The organism is Erythrobacter sp. RANMB8 (genome assembly GCF_056848235.1).
Genome location: NZ_JBREHG010000016.1, coordinates 39,499 through 62,434, shown reverse-complemented (window position 1 = coordinate 62,434; position 22,936 = coordinate 39,499). Strand labels below are relative to the sequence as shown.

Genomic DNA, 22,936 nt, shown 5'->3' with positions numbered 1-22,936 from the left:
CATGCAGCTAGCGCATATTGGGCGACTGACGCGAGGTCGTTTCCTAAATTTCGGGATCCGGGATACGATTTTTCTGCACAACCGTGATTAACGGCCCGAGCAGGCTAGCGTCCGGTTAAATGACCGGCAGGGCTGAGCTGCGAGCAGCAGCAGCAGCGCATGCACGAGATCGCGCGCGCTTGTCTTCCGCAGCAAAGCTGGCTGACCAGCGAGGGCCTCCGCGACGCGGAGGATCCGCAGGATATTGTATTTATACAGTTATTTTTGATTCAGATAGAGGAAGGAAAAATTCCCGACAAGCTTCTGTCGGGGTGTTCGAAAGTGTGAAGATGTTGAAGTTTATTGTCGGGGTAGGACTAGGAAGGAAAAAAGTTTCTCCCGATTTACAGTTTCTTAAAATTTCAAATGCTACGGCGAAGCCGCGGGGCCGGGCCCGGCCCTCGCCTTTTCCCTCCTACCCGCTTCCTAAAAATCAATTCATTTAATCGGATGGCGCGGTCGTGAAGGCCGAGCGACCTGATGATCGCCCGGCCCGCGCACCGACTGGTTGGGCCGCTTAAGTCGCTTTCTTCATCGTCGAAAGCGTGTGGACCACAGGCACGCTACCGATATTGGTGAGCACGGGGGACGCATCGCCTGTCAAAGAGATGGGTTGAGCGAGCGTGGCGCGGGCACGATCGTAGCCCTTCTCCAGAGATTTCTTGTCGATGCCCCCGAGCCGAAGCTGGCCCTTTCGAGACTTGAAGAATTTCAGCTTCTCCTCCGGAAAGACGATAGAGACCTTCTCATCGCATCCGGACTGCCAGATCTTGCCGCCCTTTGCGAACTTGATCTCCTGCGAACTGCCCTTGATGCAGCATACAACGTCATCAATTTCCACGATATCAGCGCGAAGCTTGTCCATGATGAAGCACAGGTAGACAACATTCCAGCCCGTTTCATGCACGAGATTGGTCAACTCACAGATTTGAAAAGCTTGTGGCATCAGACCTGCGAGAAAGAGCGTATCGTCGTCGCAATCATGAGGCCGCCGCTTGCTTGTCATAGATTTTTCAAGTGCAACAAGGATTGAGGCAATCTCAACGGAATTATGCAGCAGACCATCAAATACGTCGAAGTTACTATAATTTAATTTCATTTAAAGATCCATTTCATGAAGTTCTAAAAATTTGGATTATGAAAAGAATTTTTCCTTCTTATTCACTTTCCAATTATTTCCTTCACTAGAAAGTATCTTTGATATTCATCCGCTGATTTCTGACGTTCAGCAGCAAGCTGGGGTCAGATATCAAGCATGGTCAAAGCTGGGTCAGCACGTTCAAAGCTGCGGGGGGGGAGGGGGATGCTGCCCTAGGTGCCCGGCTGTGTCCGACGTCCGGCTGGCGGGTATCCATAGCTCAGCAAGGTTTTGGCCGCCGTAACCAACGCATGGTCAGCGCCTCGCCGATTATCCGGCGGTCTCGCGGTCATAAGTTCTTAGGATCGTTGCGCGATTATCCTGCGCACGCACGTTCGAGGATACAGCATGTTCACTATCGCAGCCGGCCGCGCACTTGCGATCATGGCCGCCTTAAGCGTTCCGGCACTGGCGTCGGCGAACGTCATTGAAGGCACGCCCAAGGTCATCGACGGGGACTCGTTCCGCGTGGCGGGCACGGAAGTGCGCTTGTTCGGTGTCGATGCGCCAGAATACACCCAAACCTGTTTCGACAATGGCCAGGCGGTTCCATGCGGTGTCATGGCGAAGGAAGCACTGGAAGGCCTGATCGGCGATGGCGTCCTTGCCTGCGTCCCGCAGGAAACCGATGCATATGGCCGCATTGTGGCGAGATGCAGGACATCGGGTGTCGATGTCGGCGATGCTCTGGTTGCGGCGGGATGGGCAACGGCCTTCCGGCGATACAGCGATGAATATGCTGCAGCAGAAACACGCGCCCGAACCTCGCGGTCGGGAATCTGGCAATGGGATTTCCAGATGCCGGAGGACTTCCGAGCAAGCCAGCAGGCATCGATCGAACAGCCGCGCCGCAGCAGGGCAGCAACCCCGGCCAGAACAGCACCGCGCCGGTTCGAGCGGGACGGTATGTGTCTGATCAAGGGCAACCACTCCCGCCGGGGAGAATGGATCTATCACCTTCCCGGCATGCCCTATTATGATGAGACACGGGCAGAGGCGTACTTTTGCACCGAGGCTCAAGCGCAGGCAGCAGGTTATCGACGGGCGATCGTCCGGTAGAAGCCGGCAATCAAGTCAGGATCGGGTAAGGGCGGCCCATGGGATGAACCGCCCCGTATCTCGCCGCACGATTGCCGGATAATCAGGCTGCGCGGTCGAGTGCAGCCAGGTGGTTGCGCAATGCTGCCGCTCGCCGCTTGATCCTTCGCCTGACGGTAGCGAGCTCATCCTGACTGATCCCGGCGCATTCAGCCAGCTTTTGGCCGCGATAGCCGTGGCCCTGCCCATCGATCACCTTCTCCACCACGGGATCGCCTTCACTGATCGCCGCCAGCAACTCGGCGCAGATCATCCCGCGCTCTTGCTGCTCCCGGATTTCTTCCAGATCGGGCGCAGGGATTTCGATATCGGACCGGTCAGCCGAATGAAGCCCGAAACCGAGCCAGATCTTTCGTTCGCGCCGTTCGATGACCTTGCTAGCCTTTGACCGCATGATCCCGATGATGAACGGCTCGATGCCGAGGTTCGCCCGGCATTTGCGGCTGGTCATCGCCGCCAGGATTGCGGCCTGGAGGAGATCGTCGGGCAGAATACCGGCATTGCGGGCGTGATACTGGGCCCTGCGATGCAGTCGGCTGCCCGGTTTGAGATTGATGGTTTTCAGCCGTTCCCGGAGCTCGTCCTCAGTGAGGTAGGACTGATCATCATTCGCTGGCTTAGGCTCGATTTCCGAAGGATTCGGACATGGCGCAGCCAGATTTTTTCAGGGGTGGTGTGTTCGTTCTTTCCTTGTTCCATGGGTTTCTCGCAGCGGCGAGCGAGACCACGGAAGTGGAAATGCGATGTTCTGCGTGGCTCATAGTGACCTCGAACGCCGTTTGAACGCGCACGTGTCCCGTACGGGTCCATTGGGTTTGAGCGACTCTAACTAAGTCCATCCGGCTTGGGCATCTTTCCCAGCACGCAGGTCGCAAGTGACGCTGCTATAGCCGGCAAGGTCTTAAGAATTCGTAAATTCAGGCGGCCGGCAAAAAAATTCGTGATTCTTGCAGCGGCCATGTCCGAATTTCCGGATCTCGGGGCATAGGAGGTTGAAAGCACCTGCGATCCGTCCTGCTCCAGCAAGCCGTTCACCCAGCCCCCACCCCAAGCCTCGCCCGCTGGATCGCGCACCACGCAACATGGGCGGAGAACAGCACGCGCTGCTCTTTGGCTGAGCAGGACGAAGCAGCATAGATCACCCACATGGCCTGCGCATGGAGCGGTGCGCGGCGACGCCAGCGCAGCGGTGTCGATCCGCGCCCGGGCATATCCAGCCCTAGCAGCATGCCCGCTTCGCCGAGTTCGTGCTCGTCGGCCTCGAAGACAAGGACCGTGTGGGTTTCGAGCGCCCGAGCAAGAAATGCGGCGTCGGTCGGCGTGGCAGCGACATTGGCCTGCGCCTGGTGGGCCTGCCTGATCAGCACGGTGGCGCCGGCAGGAATGGAGCTGGCAACACCTTCAAGGATCTCGGCAGCGTCATCTTCGGGATCGAAGAAATGATGCTCGAGCGCAAAGGCCACATTGAGGCCGGAACGCCGCATGACAGTGAACAGCGCCAGCGAACTGATGGCCGAGCGCGGATCGGTGTCAGGGCGGGAGCGGATGATCGAGAGGGATGCCAGAATATCGGGATGACGGTTGGACTTCATGATGTTTGGGTTTCCTTGCCCCGCAAACGAAAACAGGCGGCGCCTCCGGGTGGAAGCGCCGCCTGCGTATGCGGGATGATTGATGATATGGCTGTCGATGGCCGCGGTCTTTGCGGTGTTTGCGGTGGGGATGTCGCCGGGCCAGCAACACCCCCGCCGGTCACCCGAGGTCGATCGGCTCGTCCGCGAACTTCAGGTGCAACAGGTGCTCGCTGAGCGCCCGCGATCCCTTGTCGGCCGCCAATTCCCCCCATGCCTGCCAGCGATCAAGATGCTGGGCGAGCCAGGCGAACATGCGGTCGCGGGCATAATCATCGGGGAAGACCAGCGTCCACAACACGCGCGACAGCGGGATGTTGTTGCCCAGCTGATGCCCGATAAGCTGGATCGCAGGCTTGCCGGCCACGGCTCGGCGTACGAAGCGATAACGAAGCATCCGACCGAGCTCTTCCGTAGCGGCCATCACCTGCTCGCGCTGCTGGCGGGTGATGCCTTTGTCGAGCCCGTTCCAAGGGTGCAGCGATGGGCATTCCAGTTCCACAAGGTCAGGCGCGCCGATCCACCGCGTAGCGATCAGCATCCGCAGGATAGCCTGCCCTTCAAGGGTAATCTGATCGCCCTGGATCAGGCCCTGCCCTTCCATCCACGCCCGGAAATGACGGGCCTCACGCCAGATGCCATCGAAGAAGTCCCGGACAGCCTTCTCCACGGGTACTGAGCGGAAGGTGGTGGAGCGAAGAATGGCGAGCAACAGCTCGCAGCCCTCATCGACGGAGTACTCCTTGCTGCTGGCCATACCGAGCCGCCCTTCCCATAGATAATGCCGCAAGGTGGGCCATTGCCTGCCCTGTTCGTCGGTAAGCCAGCTTGTCGCCGGACCGGAGAGCAACCAATAGCCCCAGGGAAGGTCGGGACGACGGGTCATGGCATAGCCACGCGGATCTGGTGCTGTCTTACTCATGGCGACCTCCTGCGCGGGGCAACAGGGCCTTGGGCTTGGGCTCGAGCAGCAGCGGCACACCGCTGTCAGTCATGCTATTGCCATCAGTGCTGTAAGCCTGGTCTTCGAGGGCCTTGAGCTGGCCCGCCAGCGTCAGCACTTCGGCTGCAACATACCCGATGTCGCGGTAGATCTTGGGCCCATCCTCCCGGCGCGTGTCATTATGGGCCTGGTCGCCGGGCAGGAAGTCACCGACCTTGTCGCAGGTAAAGCCGAACCACCACGCATCGGCGAGATCGAGACCCGCCTCATCGCGGTTGTCCGTGACAGAGGCCAGCTGCTGACCCACTGCCATGTGGTGCACATGGCAGATCTGGAATTCAGGCGGGCCATTCTGGTCGCACAGCGCCGCGTAGTCGATGCCGGTATGTGCCGTAACGCCCAGCGATGCCGGGATCGCATCGCGCTCATAGGACCAGAGCGGATGTGAAGGCCCGACGCCTACGAAGCCCGCGAGCTCTCCATCGAGCTGCCGCAGGATCAGGCACGAATAGCCCGTTGCTGCATCGGTCCATGCAACCCGGTCGGGCTCATCCTGCCACGGTCCTGGGCAATCCGGCTTGAGCTCGGGGATATGCAGGACGTGATCGGGGCGGATTTTGTGATCGCCCACGGTCAGCCCTTCGGGCACGGCGATGGCCGTGGAACGCGGTGTCACCGGCACCAGCGCGCGGCTTTTGCTCCCCGCACGGCGACGGGGCGTTTTGTTGGATTTGCTCATCTATAGGTTTCCTTCAGATACAAAAAAGCCGCAGGGTCCGGGTTGGACCTGCGGCGGGCAGCCTGCCGTTCGGGCAAGCGTTGGGTTCTGCGCATCGAACATCGAAGCCGGACGCGCGCAGGACGCCGGCAGCCGCGATCATGATCAGGTCATGGGGTTCTCCTCGCTATCTTGGTTGGATGGCGTTTGGCGGCCTCGGCCGATGCGGGTCATGCCGCTCGAACCAGACCGCGCAGTTTCGACGCTGCAACCTGGCTCCTGGCCCATGGGGCGAAGCTGTTGCGGATGAACGGGCTCGCCGGTTCTACCCGGCCTGCAGCATCGGCCAGTGCGGCAAAGCTCTGGGGCAGATTGCAGGTGATCACCCCGTGCGAGACCAGGTGCCGCAGGCCGATCACGCCGGCCGCCAGCACATCGGCCACGCACTGATCACGCACCTTGCCCCAATTCCCGATCTCCACCAGTGGCCCCACCTCCTTGGCCGGCGTGGGCTTGGATGGAATACCGGCACCGGCGGCATATTCGGGCAGGTGCGGAAAGCGTGCGCCGCCTGACACAGCCCGGCAAAGGTCAAGGCGCAGGCGGGTATGAGGATGCGGGTCGGCGATTTGCGGCGGCAGCAACATGCCCGCCTCGCTCGCGACCCGGCGGAGGACGGCAAGGTCCTTCCCCTCGCCGCCCCATGTGACCAGCGGGGCATCGACATGGAGTTCAAGCGTGCCGAACAGGCGCGTGGCGATCTCGAATTCGTCGGCCTCGTCGTTCGAAAGGCAGATAAATTCCTCGACCACCGGAGCCTCGGACCCCGCATCGAAACGCAGGATCATCCAACTCCCGCAGGCGATGCGGTGGAACGGCCAGCGGATATCGTAACGAGCGTTCCTGCCTTCGCTGCTGGCATAGCCGGCATAGCTAATTCGATCGTAGCCGAACTCGAAATCGGCGACGACGAGTCGCAGCGACCGGTGCTGCTCACGTCCACTGCCTTTTGCCCGAGAGACAAACATAGCCGCATCACGCTCAAGCGCTGCTGCCAATGCGCCTTCGGCAGCGGTCGAAACCGGATCGGCAACCATGCCGATTACATTGTTGGTATCATTAAACTCGTTCACTTCTATTCTCCTTGAAATGCAGCAGGCCCGCCAATCTGGCGGGCCTGCTGAAGGTGTTGATGATGGGATTGGGGGGCTGGTCAGCGATGCCGCTCACGTGCGGTGACCGGCAATAGCCGCGGCGCCGGCAGCCCTTCTCGCTGGAACCAAGCCTGTTCGGCTTCAACCGCTTCGGGCGGCAGCTCCCGCCACCAGACCTTTCGCAGGAGGTGCGCGTCCCAGGAATAGCCTCGAGCCCTCAGCAGATCCTTCTTTGCAAATGGCGTGTTCGCGGCTTCGACCCTGACTGTTTCTCGGTCGCTGGCGGCAAGAAGCCGTTGGAGATGCGTGCGCTCGGCATCGCCATAATCTTCTTCGTCGCTGTCGGGATCCGGGCGCGACTGCTGCAGCAGGAAGAAAAGGGCCCAAACATCAGCCGGTGCGCGATGCGCCGTGGTGAAGGCACCATGCTGTAGAAGCAGGTGATGCTGGGCGCGGCCTTCAAACCCGAGCGACTGCCACGGAACTTCGCTGCACGAACACGCCCACGGCTTCTCCCAAAGTTCGGGCCAGCGCTGCAATATCCATGCGCGGTCAAACCGGGCATTATGTGCTGCGAGCAAATCCGCGCGATCCAGCAGGCGCCGGACTGCTTCGTCATCTATCGTCTTGCCAGCGAGATCCGCATCGGTGAGGCCTGTCAGCTGCGCGATGTTTGGATCGAGCGGATGGCCGGGATCTTGCAGCCAACTGAAAATCGGAAAATGGCCCAGCAGGTTGCCATACTCGCCAACCCACAGGAGCTTGATCGCTAGCTCGATGATGCTGCCATTTGCTGGATCGAGCCCGGTCGTTTCCACATCGAGCAATGCGATGCATCGCCCTGGTGGCGGCGAACCGTTTGCGGGCATTGATGCGAAGGGCGGCGGCAATGCGCGCAGGATCCGGTAGTCGGGGTATTCGGCGAGCTGGTCAGCGAGTGCTTCGCTGACCGGATCGAGGTGATGACGTACTGATATCATACTATGGTTTCTCCAATGGTGTTGGTGAAACCGGCGAGGCAAAGGCCGAGCCGTTACGCTCAAACCTTCTTTTCCTCTCCACCGCCGGTTTCACCCGGCAATTCCTTTTCAATATGATATCCGCGATTAGCCTGCCGGCAGGCATGGCCCGCTAGACCCTGGCGGGCGCACGGGCGCGCTGCCGTCTTTTCCTAATGTCGCGACAAAAAAGGGCGCTTTGGCGAGTGCATCCGTCTTGTATTGCTCGCTCAGCCTATCGAGCTGCGCACAGGCGCGGCTTTTCCTTCTACGGCGGCAAAAAAAGAGCCGCTGCCGAGCGCCTCGATCTGGCGAGGAATATTGTTCAATCGCCTCCCTTGCCGTCCGCGGCAGATGGTTGCTCCCAATCGTGACCGGGCAAAAGGTTGTCAGCCTGAGGCTTTGACGACGAACCCTTCGGCGGTGAGTTGGGATCCTTCCTTGGTCGACCGCGTCCCCGCTTCGGAGACGCGGTCGGAATGTCCGGCTCGGTTTGCGCGTGTTCGGCACCATTGGACGACGAAGACCCTTGACCAAGGTTGGCCAAAAGCCGGTTGTTGAATTCTCTGGCCTCATCGCGCGCAGCCTCCGCCTTGCCGAGCGCGCCCCGTGTCTGTGCAAGTTCCGCAACGAGCCGGGCGTTCTCTTCGGCCAAAGTCAGGCGGGCGCGTTCTGCATCGTCAAATTTGCCACGAAGTTCGTTGTAGCGTGCCTCAAGATCGTCGTAACGTTCAGACCACTTGCCTGCGTCCCGTTCATGGGCTTCGGCATCCTCGGCGCGGTACTTGCCGACCAGGCCTTTGGCGAGCCGGCGGAAAGTCTCGAATGTTACGTCGAGGACGGCATCCATTTCTGGCGGAGCCTTGGTCACGTAAGGCACACCTTCGGCGGTCCTGCGCTCTTTCCAGTCTGCTACCGCTTCGCCTAAGGCACCGTTGGCCTTGGACATTCCGATGCGGACGGCGACTTGATTGGCTATGACCTTGTCTATGTCATAGCCCTGCTCCTTGAGGAGCTGATCGGCAGTTGCATCAATGTCGGCTTGGGTAGTTTTGTCACGCACGCGATCATCTCCTTCCATCTTGTTGGCGAGAATTGCGACTTTCGCAGTTTTCGCTGAGTTCGCAGTCTTCGCAGGATCTAATGCGGCAGGCACTCACGGTGTGGTGCCTTAGCCCATAAAATCCTACTGGAAATCAGACCCCTACCTTCGGTATCGCCCACCCTGCCGCCCAAAGTTCCATTCATAGGCGCGGGTTCGCTTGCTCCAGTCTCGATCGGGTTCGCCAGGCTTGCGGTAAGCATGGCCTAGATAGGTGTCGGCATAACGCCCCTCGGTGCACCGCAAAGCCTCGGCGTCGTCATATCCCATCGCTTCGAACAGCTCGTGGCGATAGGACCACGCAACCTTGGTTGCTTCTGGCGGCGCGGCGACGTTGCGATCACGGGCGTCTTTCGCGACTTTGTTTCCATGCCGCACGGATGCGGCGAAGAATTCTTCGGCCATTGCACCGATGAGCCGCTTATCGCCGCGAGCCCGCACTGCCCTCCACGCTCGCACGTCTGGACGCTCGTCTAGGTTGAAAGCAAAGCGATCAGGACGAAGCTCGGATACCACCAGCAGGCGCTGAAAGCTGGGATCGTCCTTTTGTGCAGCCCAGAAAGCCTCCGCCCACTTGTCACCCTTCTGGATGGCGGTCAGGTTACCATTGTTCAACGTCACCCGCCCGTTCAGGATTGCGGCGGCGATCCAACGCCGCTGCTCGATCTGCACCGCTTCGATCGCCTCGAGGCGAGATTGAACGTCGGGCAGGATGATCCGGCGCTCGTGCCCTTTGAAGGCGCTTAGCAAAGCTGGATCGTCGAGAAACCGGGCACCGTCGACGTTGAAACGGGACCGGGCAAGTTGGAGCCGATTGCGGTCAATCCGGTCGAGCATTTGCAGCGCTTTAACGGCAATGTTCTTCGGCGGATTGGGGAAGGAGCCAACATCGGAATCCGCGTCATTCCACCTGCGGAAATCACGGATGGCTTCCTGATCGAATGACATGGCGGCTTGCGCCCGGCGCTGGCGGTCCTGGTGGGTTTCAGATCTCCACCACGCCAGTATGTCCCGGTGCTTGGGCCACTTTCGAGCACGCTCCACGATCCCAGAACCCGGCTGACTTGCGACCTTCGCCTTATGTTCGATCACTGCCTCGTTGAGACGCTGCGGCAAGAGTTCGACATCAAGCTCCGCGGCAATCCGCGCTAAAGATTCGCGCAGCTTCTGGCGGGCAACCAGGCGAAGCTTCTTGAAGCGGGCCTGCGCCAATTGGACAGCATGAATTCGTGCCTGTCGTGCAGCGATCAGGAGCTGGATGGTGCGCGCACGTTCGACAATGGCAAGCTGCCCGTCCAGATAGTAACGGATCTCATCTTTAGCTGGCACGACACGATAGTGGTCATCCAGATGTCCGCGCGAACGTTTGCCAACATCGATTGTCTCGCCCGCTTGCCGTGGCTCACCCCACAATAGTGCAGAAATCTCAGGCTTGGGCGGCGCACCGGGCTTCGGACCTCTGACGGCCGTGATCTTGGAGGGCGTGACGACATGGTGCCGCTGCGCTTTGACAGCAGCCAGTTCGGCCTGATGCGCTGCCTTACGCCGCGTGCGGGCCGCGTTGGCACCGGCGCCTTTCTCGGCAGCGAGCTTCTTGTTGTATGTGACCTTGTAGTCCGTCTCGAGCCCTTCGACGAGCGCCTTGTATTCGGAGAGCTCCTCACTCCGGGCAGCTTGGTCAGCCGCATCGGCCTTTTCGGGCGCATTGTAATGCGGCATGACGAAGGCGCGAACCTCAAGGTTGGGCGATGGCGGCACATAGTCCGCGCGAAGTCGGCTCGATAACTTGCCCAGGGCCGCATTGGCGTAGGCAGTGCCCGCTCCGCAGCGCGGGCCGTTGCATTGCGACCATCGGCCCGGACTGCTGACCGCTTCCAAAACGCCGGTATTGCCGACTTTGACGTAGCGCACACCGATGGCCGCGAGGTTGTTGTGTACTTCCGGCCAGGACATTGCTCTCTTGATAGCGGGGCCTGCGAGCTTCTCCATGGCGCGGTCGAGTGGCCAGGGTGATCCGGGTTCAACGCCGGTTGGCGGCTCGTTCTTGAGGACGGCTGCATCATGATCGCGCTGCATGGTGCGCATGGCCGTGCGATCAAGCAGCAGCTTGCCCTCCGCGTCGGCCACCTTCGTCTGGGTCAGGAGGTGATAGACTCCCGTGTCGTCAGCGACGTAGCGGCGGTTCGGCTCTGGCTCGAGGCCCAAGCGATACTCGCAGATCGCGATCGCGATCTGCGCCTTCTCTTTCCACCATCCCTCGCCGAAGGCGACCGGTTCGTTTGTATCCGCGAGAAAGGATACGGTGAGTCCATGGTCATGCAGGTGATCGGTGTCCTGGTGGGTGGCCCAGATCATGGGACACTCTTCGACGCCCAGCACTTTGGCAACAGTCCGCCGGATCGACTCGCTCTCCTCTTCGGTCAGTTCTTCTCCGGGCCTGTGACTCACTACCAGGTGCCAGAACCGATCAAGCCCGGCACTCGCCGCATGGCTGGCCAGCTCGTCGATCTGCGCCTCGGGTTCCTCTGCTGTGAGGTTATAGGCGTAGCGCCCAGCGACGCGATCCGGCGCGCGATTCAGGTCCGCAACATAGTCGCCAACGGGCCTGACCAGATCGCCTACCGGAACGTGTGCTTTGCCATCGTCCAACCCGAAGATGTAGCGACCGGTGGACAGCGAGGTGCCGAAGGCAAGGGTCTGCGCCGTAGCACCGCCACCGACATCCTTAGCCCGGGCCTCATAGCGCCAGATCTTGATCATCATGTCCGGGGTTTCCCCGGCTTTGTGGGCTGGATTACGCGATCGCTCTGCACTCTGGATGAGATCGTCTGCGCCGCTTCTTCGGCGAGCTTAACGATCTTGCCGATGATCCGAAAAGCCTCGTTTACGTCGTCCAGGAACTGTGGATCGACCTCGATATGGCGCACGTCAGGCCCGCCCAGAAGGACGTCCCACTTCTCCTCGTTCCACCGCTTCAGCACCTCCCGCAAGCGCTTCATTTGCGCAGCGCTGGCATTCATTTTCGCACAGACATCGAACAGCGGATCGCGGTAGTTCGCGCTGAACAGGATCCGCTCACGGCACATTTCGGAGAGGCTCCGGCCGCCCGCTTTACGCACAAGCTCCGCGTACTGTTCCTCCGTGAAATAAACGGGGATACGCGGCTTTTTTGTCACCTTTTTGCGGTCAGACAAGGACATACATATCCTCCATCTCCAGCATGCCGAAGGCAGCACTTATAACGCCGTCACGAAGCGCAAGCGACACGACGGCGCCAAGTGTGTGGCACACACACCCATCCTGCAAAATGGTTAGGCCCCTTTTCCGTGACGTGATCATGGGACTTCCCACCCGAGCTGGTTGAATATGCTCTCGACAAACCGCCTGTGAGCAGGCGAACGCTCACAGAATTCCCGGCACTCACCGATATTTGCCGCAAGCGCAGTCGCAGCGGCTCTCAGATCGTCTGCAGCACCCTGACCCTTGATGAACTTTAGCGCAGCTTCGGCGAACCGATTGGCAGTGAACTTCTTCGTCCCGAATGCCGGGTCAGGGAAGGCAGCAATCCTCTGCCGGTCGATCAGTTGGCTTGCGCCGCTACGAGAGAGCAGCGGGCTGTCGGTGACTAGATTTTCGGATAGCGCCGACGAGCCGCCTGCAGGCGCTGCCGGGTTCGAGCGACCTGCAGTTTCATCCCGAGCGAATAAGTCATGCGACATTCGCTCATCCGGGCCGTTGGCCAACTTTGGATCGGGATGCGCCGCACTTTCTTGCGACGGGATAGCGACAGCTGTTGCCGGACGGACTGCCGCGACAGTCGCTCCAGGCTGCTGCGCTGGGCTACTCGGCGCTCTATCGACTGCCTTTGTGGTACTCGGGCTCTCGAGCGCCGCACGCCACCACGTATCTAATTCGGCAGTCCATATTGCTGATTTGCTAAGGGAGGTATTGGCCCACGCAACGACGCTGGAGCGGCCCTCTTCTTGCACAACCCATCGACGCGGCTTGACCCATGTGAGCCACTGCAGGAGATGCTCTTTCTGTTCTCCTGGCAGCCCACAGATGCTGGCAACCTTATCGGCGATGGTCTTAGGATTGTACCCTCCCCGCTTACGGTAAGCCTGCCGTAACAGGGTGAAGGCACACTGGAGGGCAGCGGCGGTCAGCCCATGCAGTAACGGCTCGTCCGGATCGAGGCGGCTGTTGCCGTACTGATCGCGCAGACGCTTCTTCTGCCTCGCTTCCTTTTCGGCACTTGTCAGCGGGCGCCTGCTGCGCTTTACCTCTTTGCCGTTGGCAGGCGATCCTTTTGCATTACCCTCGGCATTATTTGCAGATGACATATCCATTCTCCTTTGCTTGGAGAATAGTTATAGAATAGGCAGCAGCCGCAGAAGAAATGTCAGACGCATTTTCTTGCATTTTTTCTTGCGCGGGGGCTTGATAGGGCGATCAAGGCCAGCGGCAGCTTTGAAGATGGTGCAGGCTGCAGCCCCGCACAAGGGGGTGTGAGAGCTATGGAAGACCTTAACTCATTGATCGGCTTCATGACCCCGAAGTGTGGGCTGGCTTTCAGTAGCAGCGGTCCTTGCGCAATCTCGTCGAGCCGCTCTTGCGCATATCGTGACATCTATGCACCCGACCCTATCCACATCAATGCAAGCGTGTGCCGGCGGGCGCATAGTTGAATGGCCCACCGCCGCCGTCTGCGTTCACGAGATCATTGGCTTGGCCGCACGCGCACAGTCGCTGCTATCGAGCAACCCGCCGTTGGGTGAACGCTGGATCACCACCCACTCGTCAGCAAGGATGGCTCGCAGCAAGGGAATAAGCCTGTGCAGAGAGCGTGGATATTCGAACGATTTCGTGGTCCGGTCTTGCGCATCCGGCGACGTCGAATCATAGTGCCCCAATCAAGGCCACAAAAGGGTACCACGACGGGGTACCACGGGGTTTTGACTCGAAGAGAAACCCGTTTCTTTTCAGTCGCTTGGACTTCAAGAAAAAGTTGGCAGGGGTGACAGGATTCGAACCCGTGGCCCTCGGTTTTGGAGACCGATGCTCTACCAGCTGAGCTACACCCCTGCACTGGCGGAAGCGGCCCCTTATCGGATGGGTCGGCGTTAGGCAATCCTCTTTGCCTCGCGGGCCCGCGCGATGTATTGTGCAGCGCAACGATGCATGCGCCCGTCCACCCTCCGATCCCGGTCGAAACCCTGCTGCTGGCCTATCGCAGCGGGATCTTCCCGATGGCCGACACGCGGGAAGATCATGAGGTGTTCTGGGTCGAACCGCGCGACCGGGCGATCATCCCGCTGGATGGCCTCCACCTGTCGAAATCCCTGCGCAAGGTGCTGAAGGCGGATCGTTTTTCGGTGACGGTCGATCGCGCCTTCGAACAGGTGATCCGCGCCTGCGCCCAGCCGCGCCCCGATCATCCCGAAACCTGGATCAGCGAGCGAATCGTGCAGTCCTATCTCGGCCTCCACCGTGCAGGCCATGCCCATTCGGTCGAATGCTGGCTGGCGGCAGAGGGCGGCGGCGCGCCGCAGCTGGTCGGCGGGCTTTACGGCGTGTCGTTTGACCGGGTGTTCTGCGGCGAGAGCATGTTCAGCCGTGTGCCCGATGCCAGCAAGGTCGCGCTGGCGTGGCTGGTGGCGCTGCTGCGGGCGGCAGGTTACGTGCTGCTCGATTGCCAGTTCATGACCGATCATCTGCGCAGCATGGGCGCGGTGGAGCTGGCGCAGGCCGATTACCGGCGGCTGGTCGAAGCTGCCCACGGCCAGCCGCAGGCGAGCCTCGGCATGGCGTGGCGCGGTTTTACCGGGGACCAGCCCTATGCGGCAGGGGCAGGCGCAGCGGTGGCCGAAGGCGCAGGCGCAGGTGCGGCCGAAGGCGAAGCCGCCGGAGCGGGCTTCTTGTCGGCAGGTGCCTTGTCGCCCGATGCCGGGCCTTCCTCGCCCGGGAAGCGCATCGTGCAATCCTTGACCCAGACATCATAGACCGGGTGTTCGACCACATTGAGGCTGGGCGATTCGCGGAACAGCCAGCCCGAAAACACACGGCGGTGCTGCTGAGCCCCGCGTTCGCGGATATCGACCTGCACGAAGGCACCCGTTTCCTGCGGCAGTTCCCACGGCGCGGTGCGCTCGCAGGCGGACAGGCGGATGATCACCGGTCCGATCTCGCGGCTTTCGCCCGGCTTGAGGCTGATTTCCTCGGAGAGATTGTTGCGCTTGTTGAGCAGGCCGAGCACCGCGACGCGTTCTTCCATCGGGGTCGCGCCGTAATCATTGGCAGGGGCCGCAGCCGTCGAGGCGGTGGCCGCAGGCGCCGCCTCGTCGAGCTTGACCTTCACCGTTTCCGGCTCTGACGCGCTGTCCCCGCAGGCGGCCAGCACCAGCGCGCCGGCCAGCGGTGCAGCAAGAAGCCGGGCGCGCACCTGCAAAGCCTCAGCTATCCGCGCTGCCGGGGGTCCACGCCTCGTAATCGCCCACGGCGCGGGCACGCTTGCCGCCGCGTTCGAGCGCGCCTTGCGGGACATAGGCCTGCACGGTGCCGGTGGCGTTGGGGGTGTAATCGGCTTCCCACACGCGCGGCGGGGGCAGATGGCTTTCGGGCACATCGTCATAGGTGCCGTGCAGCCAGCCGTGCCATTCGGCCGGCACGCGGCTGGCATCATTGGCGCCGTTATAGATCACCCAACGCTTTTCGCGGCTGGTGTAGGAGCCGTCATTCGCCGCCGCCGCTTTCGGGCGGGCGCGGTAATACTTGTTGCCCGCACCATCGGTGCCGACATGTTCGCCGCCGGCGCGGCTGGCCCAAAGGTGCGTGCCGAGCGTTGCGCCGTCCCACCAGGTGAAGATCTTTGCCAGGATTCCCATGAGGCGTGCGCCTAGCGGATTCGCAGCGGTGCGCCAAGAAGGGATGTGGGATTTGCAGAACCGGAACGGTCGCAACGCGACCGCAAGGCCGACTGGCCGCCCGCAGGTGCCCCGCAGCGAAGCGGAGGGAATAGCACCGAGGATGTGCCCGCGGAGGCGGGCACACAAACAAAGGTGCTCACCACACCACCTTGTCCCCCGGCTCGATCCCCAGCGCCGCCGAGCGGCCCGCCCGCAGTTCCAGCACCGCGATCGCCGCCCCCTGCGAGGACACCGAATCGAGCGAATAGGGCACCGTGTTCGCCGCGATATTGGCGATCCTTCCGTCCGGGCCGATGAAGATGATGTCGAGCGACAGCGGCGTGTTCTTCATCCAGAAGCTGCGCGGTTCGGGCACCTCGGAGGGGAACAGCATCCCTTCATTGTCGCCCAGTTCGGTGCGGAACATCAGCCCGCGGGTCTGGGCTTCGGGGCTGGCGGCCAGTTCGACCTTGAACGGCAGACGCTTGCCCCCGCTTTCGACCACCAGATCGATCACCTTGAGGCCCGATACAGGATGGCGCACATCCTGCGCCGCTGCCGCAGGCGCCTGCGCCCGCGCCGTCGCGCTTTCCCCCGGAGAACACGCCGCGAGCGCCCCCAGCACCATCACCCCTGCCGCCAGCATCCGCCTTACCATAAGCCTTCCTGCCCTTCCTGATCGGCTGCCTCGTCCAGCCATTGCTCCACATCCTGCGCGCTGGAGGCGGCGAGGACGAAGCGCACGTGATCATACTGGTGGCCTGCGCGCAGCATTGCTGCAACGGCTTTTTCATGCGCCTTGCGCGCGGCAAGCGGATCGTCCGCGCCCTCGCGCTCCCGCGCCCACGGGCCGAGCCGCTTTTTCTGCGCCATCAGTGCCGCAGCGCGGCGGCTGGCGGCCTCGCCCGGCGCATGGGCGGCGCGCACGCCCTGCCCGACACCGGCATGGCGCAAGCTTTCCTCGACCCGCCGCCCGCCATAGCCGCGTGTGGCAAGATCGCGTGCCCGCATCCGCGCAAAGGCATCATCATCGACATAGCCCAGCTCCACCAGCCGGGCGACCAGCGCGGGGATATCGGGCTGCACCGCCCGCCCGTCACCATCCTCGGCCAGCCCGCGCTCCCGGATCTTGCGCGCCAGATAGGCCTCGACCCGCGCCGCTGTGGTGGCAAAGCGGGCGGCGTAATGCAGCGCCAGATCGCGCAGATTCGCCTCGGTCAGCGGAGGCTTTGCCCGCTTGGCCGCCCGGCGTTCCTGCCCGGAATCCTCTCCGGCCCTGCGACCGGATGATGACGAATTCGCTTTACGTGACACCATTTCGCCTTATTCGTGCCACCTTCTCTATTAAATGCGAACATCGGGACAACGCCAGACTATGACTGGCGCTACGGGGTTACGCCAGAGCGCGAGCGGGGAAATGCCTTGGAACGCGCCGCAACTGACGGGTATCGTTGAAAAATATGACCGACGCCGTTTTGACGCCGACGCCGAATGATTGCGACCTGCCGCGCATCCGTGCGCAGTTCGCGACCTTCAACGAAGCGATCGACTATGCCGCGAAGAGCCGCAAGGGATTGAACTTCCACGACATGCGCGGCGAGCTGGCGCATGTCTATCCCTATTCCGAAATGCGCGATGATGCGCTGGTGATGGCGCGCCGCCTGATCGCGGCGGGGATCGGCAAGGAAGACCGCGTGGCGCTGATCGCCGAAACCGGCGCGGATTTCGCCGCGCTGTTCTGCGCCTGCGTTTATGCCGGGGCGTGGCCGGTGCCGCTGCCGCTGCCGACGACCTTCGGGGGCAAGGACAATTTCATCGACCAGCTGGCGATCCAGCTGATGAGCTCGGATCCCAAGATCCTGCTCTATCCCGAAGAGATCGGCGAAATGGCCGCCGCCGCCGCCGCCCGGCAGGGCTGTGCGGCCGAAAGCTGGCAGGATTTCAGCCAGCGTCCCGCGCCCGATTGCGACCTGCCCACCGCCAGCCCTGACGATATCTGCTATCTGCAATATTCCAGCGGATCGACCCGCTTCCCGACCGGTGTTGCGGTGACGCACCGCGCCCTGCTGCACAATCTCTACGGCCATGCCGCCACCATGAACCTCGGCGCGAATGATCGCTGCGTCAGCTGGCTGCCGTGGTATCACGATATGGGCCTTGTCGGCTGCCTGCTGTCGCTGATCGCCAACCAGGTTTCGGGCGATTACCTCAAGCCCGACGCCTTCGCCCGACGCCCGCTGGCGTGGCTCGACATGATCAGCCGCAACCCCGGCAACACGCTCTCCTATTCGCCGACCTTCGGTTACGACATCTGCGCGCGCCGCATTTCCAGCCAGAGCAATGTCGCCGAACGCTTCGACCTGTCGCGCTGGCGGATTGCAGGCAACGGCGCGGACATGATCCGCCCGGATGTGATGCAGAATTTCGTCAACGCCTTTGCCGAAGCGGGTTTCCGGGCATCGTCCTTCACCCCGTCATACGGCCTTGCCGAAGCGGTGCTGGCGGTGACGGTGATGCCGCCGGGCGAGGGCATCCGCGTCGAACTGGTCGAGGAAGAGCGCCTGTCGGGCGCGGCGCGCGACCTGTCGCGCCCCGCACGGTATCGCGCGATCGTCAATTGCGGCAAGCCGCTGCCGGACATGGAAGTGTCGATCCTCGGCGAGGACGGGAAAGAACGCGGCGATCACCAGATCGGAAAGGTCTGGTGCCGCGGGCCGAGCGTGATGCACTCCTATTTCCGCAACCCCGAAGCCACCAATGACTGTCTGGTCGATGGTTGGCTCGACACCGGCGACATGGGTTACACCGCCAATGGCTATCTGTTCATCGTCGGCCGGGCGAAGGACATGATCATCATCAACGGCAAGAACCACTGGCCGCAGGATATCGAATGGGCGGTGGAACAGCTGCCGGGCTTCAACCACGGCGACATCGCGGCCTTCGCGATCGAGATGGAAAACGGCGAGGAAGCGCCTGCGGTGCTGGTGCATTGCAAGGTGTCCGACCCCGAAGAGCGCGTGCGCCTGCGCGACCAGATCGCCGACAAGGTGCGATCGGTCACCGGCATGAGCTGCATCGTCGAACTCGTCCCCCCGCGCACCCTGCCGCGCACGTCCTCGGGCAAGCTGAGCCGTGCGAAGGCGAAGAAGCTCTATCTGGCGGGCGAGATCGTGCCGATCGATCTGGCGGCCTGAAGCCGCCTTCGTCATCCCGGCGGAAGCTGGGACCTAGGGCGGCAAGCACTGCCTTGTGAGGCCATAGGCCCCAGCTTTCGCTGGGGAGACGACAAAAGCAGGAACAGTCTCGCATCCCGAACGCCATGCCCATCCCGCTGCGACCAGGCGCGCCTGCGGCCCGCCAAGTCTCGCTCCCCTCCCGCTTGCGGGAGGGGCTGGGGGTGGGCCCGCACAGCGCGAAGGGAAGGCCTTCCTACTCCCCCTCGCTCGCCCAGGCCGCCCGCAGCGGGCCTGCGCCGGGGCGCAGGGCAACGGTTACCCCGGCATCGCGCAGGATTTGCGCGGCGACCTCGCCTTCGGCGGCCGTGCCGGTCAGCACGACGCCGCGATCCAGCCGCTGTGCTGCCCAGCCGATCACCGCCAGCGCCTGCGCACCGGCTTCGTCCGGCCCCTCTGCGCCGAACGGCACGACGGCGGGCAGCGGCGCAGGGGGCGGCACCAGCTCGATGCTCCAGTCCTGTTCGGTCGCGGCGATCCGCGCTTCCAGCGTGCGATAGACGCCCAGCCCCGCGCCATCGATCCGCCGTGCCCGCACCATCGCACGGCGGCGGTTGCGGTCGATCAGCACATCGCTTTCGGGCACGCCCGCCGCCAGCGACAGGCGCGTGGCGAGCGCCTGCATCCGCTGCTGGCTGGCGGCCTCCTCGGCAGCGCGGGTGGCGGACAGCTGCGCCCGCTGCGCCGCGCCCGCGCCGGTTTCGGTCTGCGACTGGGTCAGCGTCAGTTCCACCGGCTTGCCCAGCCGCCGCGCCAGAGAGCGGCTGATCTCGGCCTCGGCATCAGGCTTGATCACGGGGGTGAAGACAATCGCGCTTATGCCCACCGGATCGGCGGCGAAATCGATCTCCAGCGCATCGATCTGCGCCGGGCGGTCAAACTTGTCGCGGATTGCATCGCGGGTGATGCGCTGGGCGTTGGTCTCCCACGCGATCTGCTGGAGCGAAAAGCCCAGCGGCACCGCCAGCGCCACGAACACCGCCAGCACCGCGATGTTCTGGAACATGGTGTTGCGCGCGCTCAGCGAATTGCGGAAGCCATAGAGCTTGGCCATGGCAAAGGCGGTCAGCGCGATGGTGATGAAATTGGTCACGAACAGCAGCAGCGCGCCCGAAAACACCGTCCAGTTGACCGTCGCCAGCCCGAAACCGACCACCGCCAGCGGCGGCATCAGCGCGGTGGCGATGGCCACGCCCACAATCGCGCCCTCGCGCCCGCGGATCATCGCGTAAGCGCCCGCCAGCGCCGAAAACAGCGCCACGAACAGATCGAACAGATTGGGCCGCGTGCGCGCCGCGATTTCGCTGGTGATGGTCTGGATCGGGGAAAGGAACACAAGACACGCGCACAGCAGCACCGCCATCGCGCTGCCGATCAGCAGGGTGCGCAAGGACGCCTTCAGCCAGTCCCAGTCCCCGATCGCCAGCGCAAAGCCCAGACCCATGATCGGCCCCATCAGCGGCGACAGCAGCATCGCCCCGATCACCACCGCAGGCGAGGACAGCAACAGGCCGAGGATCGCGATGCCGCCGCTCATCGCGGTCATGAACAGATAATGTTCCGACATCTTGCCTTCCTCACGGCGGCGCTCGGTCACTTCGGCCTGATCGACCTGGCCGATGACATGTACCGTCCACCATTCGCGGATCGTGCCGATCACCGCCGAAAGCCCGGCGGCGCGCCCCTGCTGCGCGGCGGGTGCGGGGGTGGAAGCTGATGTCTCGTTCATTGCAAGGCCTTTGCCGTTGTCAGTCTGGCACCGGCGATAGCCGCCCCGATGCGGTGCTGCCAAGCCATGGCGCCGCAATGACTTATCGCGATGGACGCAAGGCGCCTTTCGGGCGTAGCATGCGCCGACGCTTGAAAGGCGTGTTTTAGATCACTAATACAGTGCATGACGCCCCCGCGCGCGGTGCGGCAGGATTGAGGGAGCACAAGACAGGCATGAGCACCGAGACGCAGACCGCAACCGCCACCGATTTCACTCTCACCCCGCCCGATCCGGTGCCGCAGGTCGCGCCCGAACAGGCGGCGGGGCTGGTGCCTGTCACCACCGAACAGAAGTCGAAGCTCGACACCAAGGTCGATGCCTTCGTCAACGAGCTGGTCAGCGTCGATGCCAATTCGCCCCAGTTCGGCGAGAAGGTCGACCAGATCACCCGCATGGGGCAGGAACAGATCCGCGCCGCCGCCGCGATGTCGAACCGCTTTCTCGACCGGCCGGTGCGGGCGATGGATGCCGATGGCAGCGTGGGCAAGGACCTCGCCGAGCTGCGCCGCACGGTCGAAGACCTCGATCCGGGCCGCAAGGGCAAGCTTTCGGGGCCGCGCAAGATTCTCGGCATCATCCCCTTCGGCAACAAGCTGAAGAACTATTTCGACAGCTACACCTCCGCGCAGGGGCACATCAGCGCGATCCTCCAGCGGCTCGAAAGCGGCAAGAAGGAACTCCACCTCGATAACGCCGCGATCGATACCGAGCGGCAGAAGCTGTGGGCGGCGATGGGCGAGCTGGAGCAGATGATCCACATCGCCAAGACGCTCGATGCGCGGCTGGAGGCCAAGGCGCTCGAACTCGACAGCTCCGATCCGGCCAAGGCCAAGGCGCTGCGGGAAAGCGCGCTGTTCTATGTCCGTCAGCGCACGCAGGATCTGCTCACCCAGATGGCGGTGAGCGTGCAGGGCTATCTCGCGCTCGATCTGGTCAAGAAGAACAACGTCGAACTGGTGAAGGGCGTCGACCGCGCCAGCACCACCACTGTGGGCGCGCTGCGCACTGCGGTGACGGTGGCGCAGGCGATGACCAACCAGCGGCTGGTGCTGGGCCAGATCACCGCGCTGAACAAGACCACCAGCGACATCATCGATTCGACCAGCACGCTGCTGCGCGAACAGACCGCGCAGATCCACGAACAGGCTGCCTCCAGCACGATCCCGCTGGAAACGCTGCAACGCGCCTTCCAGAACATCTACGACACGATGGACGAGGTCGACAATTTCAAGGTGCGCGCGCTCGATTCGATGAAGCAGACCGTCACCGTGCTGACCGCCGAGGTCGAGAAGTCCAAGGGCTACATCGCCCGCGCCGAAGGTCAGGCGCAGGCACAGGCCAAGGTCGCCTCGCAAACCCCGTCGCTGCTGGCGCTGGATAAATAATGCCCGATACGACCCGCGAATCCGACCGCATCCTGCGCGAGGCGAAGCAAAGCCTCGCGGTGCAGCGCGATGGCGGGACGCATCGTCCTGCACCGCGTGGGAGCAGCATCGGCAGGGCATCGGCCGAGGTAAAGACCAAGGCGCTGCTCAAGAAGGTGCGCAACATCGCGCTCGCGGTTTTCGCGATCTGGGTCGGCGCGGGGATTTTCAGCGCGGTCGTCGGCCCGTTGCTGTTCTGGGGCTTCATGGCGACGCTGGTTGCTACGGTGGTCGCAGTCGGTGTGTTCGCGATGACGGGCAAGGTGAAGGTGCCCAAGCGCGCCGAGTTGAAGCTGGGCAATCCGGCGCAGATGGTCGCCCGCACCGAGCTGTGGCTCGAAGCCCAGCGCCCCGCCCTGCCTCCGCCTGCGCAGACGCTGGTCGATCAGCTGGGCGTGCAGCTGGATGCGCTTGGCCTTCAACTGAGGGGCCTTGGCGATAACGAGCCCGCGATGGCCGAAGTGCGCGAGCTGGTGGGCGAATACATCCCCGAAACCATCGACAACTACCGCAAGATCCCCGTGCACCTGCGCGGGGAGGAACACGCAGGCAAGACCGCCGACGAACGCCTGACCGAAAGCCTGACCAAGCTTTCGGGCGAGGTTGACCGCGTCACCCGCAGGCTGGCCGAAGGCGCGCTCGATGATCTGGCGATCAAAAGCCGCTATCTCGAATACCGCTATGGCGGAGCCGAGGCGCTGGAGGATATGCGCGAGACGCCCGACACCGGCGTGCCGCTGCCCGATTTCTCGGCGATCCCGACCGGAAAGGAACGCTAGGCC

The 22,936-nt window shown here is 62.6% G+C and carries 21 protein-coding genes, 1 tRNA gene and 1 pseudogene; 6 read left to right on the top strand and 17 right to left on the bottom strand.

Annotated elements, in window-relative coordinates:
• The first annotated feature begins 159 nt into the window (after positions 1-159).
• Positions 160-327: a hypothetical protein gene (locus ACU0AG_RS14905; RefSeq protein ID WP_482783069.1), complete on the top strand. Its 168-nt coding sequence runs from the start codon at positions 160-162 to the stop codon at positions 325-327.
• A gap of 229 nt (positions 328-556) precedes the next feature.
• Here the strand turns inward: ACU0AG_RS14905 and ACU0AG_RS14900 are convergent, their stop codons facing one another.
• Positions 557-1,138 carry a hypothetical protein gene (locus tag ACU0AG_RS14900; RefSeq protein ID WP_482783068.1) on the bottom strand — a complete coding sequence of 194 codons (582 nt, stop codon included), beginning with the start codon at positions 1,136-1,138 and terminating at the stop codon, positions 557-559.
• 387 nt (positions 1,139-1,525) lie between these two features.
• On the opposite strand from ACU0AG_RS14900, the gene ACU0AG_RS14895 reads away from it, so the two are divergent.
• The gene (locus tag ACU0AG_RS14895) at positions 1,526-2,236 is read left to right on the top strand and encodes a thermonuclease family protein (protein WP_482783067.1); all 711 of its coding nucleotides are present in this window, start codon (positions 1,526-1,528) and stop codon (positions 2,234-2,236) included.
• An 82-nt stretch (positions 2,237-2,318) separates the two neighbouring features.
• Here the strand turns inward: ACU0AG_RS14895 and ACU0AG_RS14890 are convergent, their stop codons facing one another.
• The 11 genes from ACU0AG_RS14890 to ACU0AG_RS14840 form a co-directional block, all read right to left on the bottom strand.
• A complete protein-coding gene (locus ACU0AG_RS14890; RefSeq protein ID WP_482783066.1) occupies positions 2,319-2,726 on the bottom strand; it encodes a hypothetical protein in 408 nt (135 codons plus the stop codon).
• Positions 2,727-3,306: 580 nt separating this feature from the next.
• Positions 3,307-3,867, bottom strand: a complete 561-nt coding sequence (locus ACU0AG_RS14885) for a hypothetical protein (RefSeq protein ID WP_482783065.1) — start codon at positions 3,865-3,867, stop codon at positions 3,307-3,309.
• A 160-nt stretch (positions 3,868-4,027) separates the two neighbouring features.
• Positions 4,028-4,828: a hypothetical protein gene (locus tag ACU0AG_RS14880; RefSeq protein WP_482783064.1), complete on the bottom strand. Its 801-nt coding sequence runs from the start codon at positions 4,826-4,828 to the stop codon at positions 4,028-4,030.
• Positions 4,821-5,588 (bottom strand): hypothetical protein, encoded by a 768-nt coding sequence (locus ACU0AG_RS14875; protein ID WP_482783063.1) that lies wholly within the window; start codon positions 5,586-5,588, stop codon positions 4,821-4,823. Before ACU0AG_RS14875 ends, ACU0AG_RS14880 begins: the two co-directional genes overlap by 8 nt.
• 209 nt (positions 5,589-5,797) lie before the next feature.
• Positions 5,798-6,664, bottom strand: a complete 867-nt coding sequence (locus ACU0AG_RS14870; protein WP_482783062.1) for a hypothetical protein — start codon at positions 6,662-6,664, stop codon at positions 5,798-5,800.
• 116 nt (positions 6,665-6,780) lie between these two features.
• On the bottom strand, positions 6,781-7,701 hold the full coding sequence (locus tag ACU0AG_RS14865) for a 3'-5' exonuclease (RefSeq protein ID WP_482783061.1): 921 nt from the start codon (positions 7,699-7,701) through the stop codon (positions 6,781-6,783).
• 343 nt (positions 7,702-8,044) lie between these two features.
• Entirely contained in the window at positions 8,045-8,782 is a 738-nt protein-coding gene (locus ACU0AG_RS14860; RefSeq protein WP_482783060.1) for a hypothetical protein, read from the bottom strand.
• Positions 8,783-8,923: 141 nt separating this feature from the next.
• Entirely contained in the window at positions 8,924-11,584 is a 2,661-nt protein-coding gene (locus ACU0AG_RS14855) for a relaxase/mobilization nuclease domain-containing protein (protein WP_482783059.1), read from the bottom strand.
• Complete coding sequence (locus ACU0AG_RS14850; protein WP_482783058.1) at positions 11,581-12,021, bottom strand: hypothetical protein; 441 nt, start codon at positions 12,019-12,021, stop codon at positions 11,581-11,583. Before ACU0AG_RS14850 ends, ACU0AG_RS14855 begins: the two co-directional genes overlap by 4 nt.
• Before the next feature lie 135 nt (positions 12,022-12,156).
• On the bottom strand, positions 12,157-13,170 hold the full coding sequence (locus ACU0AG_RS14845) for a hypothetical protein (RefSeq protein WP_482783057.1): 1,014 nt from the start codon (positions 13,168-13,170) through the stop codon (positions 12,157-12,159).
• Positions 13,171-13,830: 660 nt separating this feature from the next.
• Positions 13,831-13,906, bottom strand: a tRNA-Trp gene (locus ACU0AG_RS14840).
• 92 nt (positions 13,907-13,998) lie between these two features.
• On the opposite strand from ACU0AG_RS14840, the gene aat reads away from it, so the two are divergent.
• Positions 13,999-14,823, top strand: coding sequence for a leucyl/phenylalanyl-tRNA--protein transferase (gene aat / locus ACU0AG_RS14835; RefSeq protein ID WP_482783056.1), 825 nt, complete (start codon positions 13,999-14,001; stop codon positions 14,821-14,823).
• Between the two features lie 35 nt (positions 14,824-14,858).
• On the opposite strand, the pseudogene ACU0AG_RS14830 reads toward aat, so the two are convergent.
• From ACU0AG_RS14830 to ACU0AG_RS14815, 4 genes and pseudogenes are all read right to left on the bottom strand, one after another.
• Positions 14,859-15,095 (bottom strand): annotated as a pseudogene (locus tag ACU0AG_RS14830) (DUF2155 domain-containing protein); the annotation flags it as partial.
• 178 nt (positions 15,096-15,273) lie between these two features.
• Positions 15,274-15,705: an NADH:ubiquinone oxidoreductase subunit NDUFA12 gene (locus tag ACU0AG_RS14825; protein WP_482783055.1), complete on the bottom strand. Its 432-nt coding sequence runs from the start codon at positions 15,703-15,705 to the stop codon at positions 15,274-15,276.
• Positions 15,706-15,883: 178 nt separating this feature from the next.
• Positions 15,884-16,384 carry a DUF192 domain-containing protein gene (locus ACU0AG_RS14820; protein ID WP_482783054.1) on the bottom strand — a complete coding sequence of 167 codons (501 nt, stop codon included), beginning with the start codon at positions 16,382-16,384 and terminating at the stop codon, positions 15,884-15,886.
• Positions 16,378-17,043, bottom strand: a complete 666-nt coding sequence (locus ACU0AG_RS14815) for a regulatory protein RecX (RefSeq protein WP_482783053.1) — start codon at positions 17,041-17,043, stop codon at positions 16,378-16,380. Before ACU0AG_RS14815 ends, ACU0AG_RS14820 begins: the two co-directional genes overlap by 7 nt.
• A gap of 143 nt (positions 17,044-17,186) precedes the next feature.
• On the opposite strand from ACU0AG_RS14815, the gene ACU0AG_RS14810 reads away from it, so the two are divergent.
• Positions 17,187-18,920, top strand: coding sequence for a fatty acyl-AMP ligase (locus ACU0AG_RS14810; protein ID WP_482783052.1), 1,734 nt, complete (start codon positions 17,187-17,189; stop codon positions 18,918-18,920).
• A 235-nt stretch (positions 18,921-19,155) separates the two neighbouring features.
• On the opposite strand, the gene ACU0AG_RS14805 is transcribed toward ACU0AG_RS14810, so the two are convergent.
• Positions 19,156-20,688: a TIGR00341 family protein gene (locus tag ACU0AG_RS14805; RefSeq protein WP_482783051.1), complete on the bottom strand. Its 1,533-nt coding sequence runs from the start codon at positions 20,686-20,688 to the stop codon at positions 19,156-19,158.
• A 215-nt stretch (positions 20,689-20,903) separates the two neighbouring features.
• On the opposite strand from ACU0AG_RS14805, the gene ACU0AG_RS14800 reads away from it, so the two are divergent.
• A complete protein-coding gene (locus ACU0AG_RS14800) occupies positions 20,904-22,115 on the top strand; it encodes a toxic anion resistance protein (protein ID WP_482783050.1) in 1,212 nt (403 codons plus the stop codon).
• A complete protein-coding gene (locus ACU0AG_RS14795; protein ID WP_482783049.1) occupies positions 22,115-22,933 on the top strand; it encodes a hypothetical protein in 819 nt (272 codons plus the stop codon). Before ACU0AG_RS14800 ends, ACU0AG_RS14795 begins: the two co-directional genes overlap by 1 nt.
• Positions 22,934-22,936: the final 3 nt, after the last annotated feature.